Origin of the sequence: Pelomonas margarita, from assembly GCF_043555875.1 — a bacterium.
Taxonomy (GTDB): Bacteria; Pseudomonadota; Gammaproteobacteria; order Burkholderiales; family Burkholderiaceae_C; genus Pelomonas; species Pelomonas margarita.
Genome location: NZ_JBIGHW010000046.1, coordinates 1 through 1,383, shown reverse-complemented (window position 1 = coordinate 1,383; position 1,383 = coordinate 1). Strand labels below are relative to the sequence as shown.

2 protein-coding genes are annotated in these 1,383 nt (G+C 66.3%); both read right to left on the bottom strand.

Annotated features, from left to right (window positions below):
* Positions 1–44: 44 nt before the first annotated feature.
* Positions 45–527 (bottom strand): hypothetical protein, encoded by a 483-nt coding sequence (locus tag ACG0Z3_RS23135; protein ID WP_394402404.1) that lies wholly within the window; start codon positions 525–527, stop codon positions 45–47.
* 23 nt (positions 528–550) lie between these two features.
* On the bottom strand, positions 551–1,383 hold an 833-nt coding region (gene tnpC / locus ACG0Z3_RS23130; protein ID WP_394402402.1), incomplete at its 5' end, for an IS66 family transposase.

The following is a 1,383-nucleotide window of genomic DNA, read 5'->3' as shown; positions in this document are numbered from 1 at the left end:
GTGAGCGTCCAGTCGCGCCACCTTGACCAGTTCGGGGCGCGAAGCTATCTGACTGCTGAGACCGATCCGACGAAGGCGATGCACTCCACGAGGTTGAGCGTGGCAAGCACCAGGTACTTCTCAGCCTCGGTACGCACAGCCCACAGGTCGTGGTCACCGAGATAGCCGTAGACGAACGCAAGCAGGAAGCGCTCGGCATGCTCGTCACAGAACTGCTGAACGATCTGGGCGACCAACTCAGGCGGCAGCCCTTCGTTGAAGCGCGCACGGGCTGTGAGGCGCTGCAGGCACCCCTCTTGGATGTCCTCGGTGACGACGGGCCACTGGTGACCGCTGAGTTTCATCGCCTGGAACGCGACCAGCAGGATGTGTATCGCCACATCCAACTGCTCCATGGCCACGCCCATGCGTGGCAGGACCAGGATCGAGGCCAGCAAGGTGGGCTGCTCCTTGAAGATCTCGTCGGTCAGCGCCACCTTCTGCGCCAGGCTCATCCGCTGGACACCGAGGTGGGCCTGCGCGATCACAGGGGTCGTGATCCTTCCCATCGTCACGCGGGCCGCCAGCGGTGCGGCAGCAGTTCTTCCAGGCGCTGGCTCGGGTGCATGTGGATGCGCGCCAGCACATCACGCAGGTAAGCCCACGGATCCAGACCGTTGAGCTTGGCCGACTGCACCAGGCTCATCACCACCGCAGCGCGCTGGCCGGCCAACGCGCTGCCGGCGAACAGCCAGTTCTTCGCACCGAGCTTCCAGGGCTTGATCTGCCGCTCGATGAGGTTGTTGTCGATGACCACGGCCCCGTCGTCAAGGTGCAGCGTCAGCGAGTCCCAAGCGTTGAGGCTGTAGTCGATCGCCTCGGCGATCTTGCTGCCGTCCAGCACCTGCGTGCGCTGCAGCTTCAGCCACACCTCGAACTCCTCCCACAACGGCCGGCTCACCGCCTGGCGTGCCTGCCGGCGTTCCTCGTGGCTCATCTCACTGAAGGCCGCTTCGGCGCGGTAGATCCGCGCCCAGCGATGCATGGCCTCGGTCGCGACGACGCTGGCGCTGTGGCCAGCTCTGCCGCCCCGGCTGAGTTCCTCGAAGCGACGACGGGCATGCGCGGCGCACGCTGCGGACTTGCGCTGCGGGTAGCGCTTGGTGTCCAGCACGGCGTTGTAGCCCCCGTACTGGTCCGTGATGAGCGTGCCCTGCCAGGCGGGCTCTCGTCCCGGTGGTCCGTTACCGCCGAGGAAGGCCAGCGGGTACTGCGATCCTCGACCCAGGCAGAACTCGTAGATCACGCCCGGGTGTGGGTCGTGATGACTGCGCGCCCAGGCCCAGACGTACGCCTTCTTCGTCTTGCCGGCGCCCGGGTCCAGCAGCGGCACCGGCGTCTCGT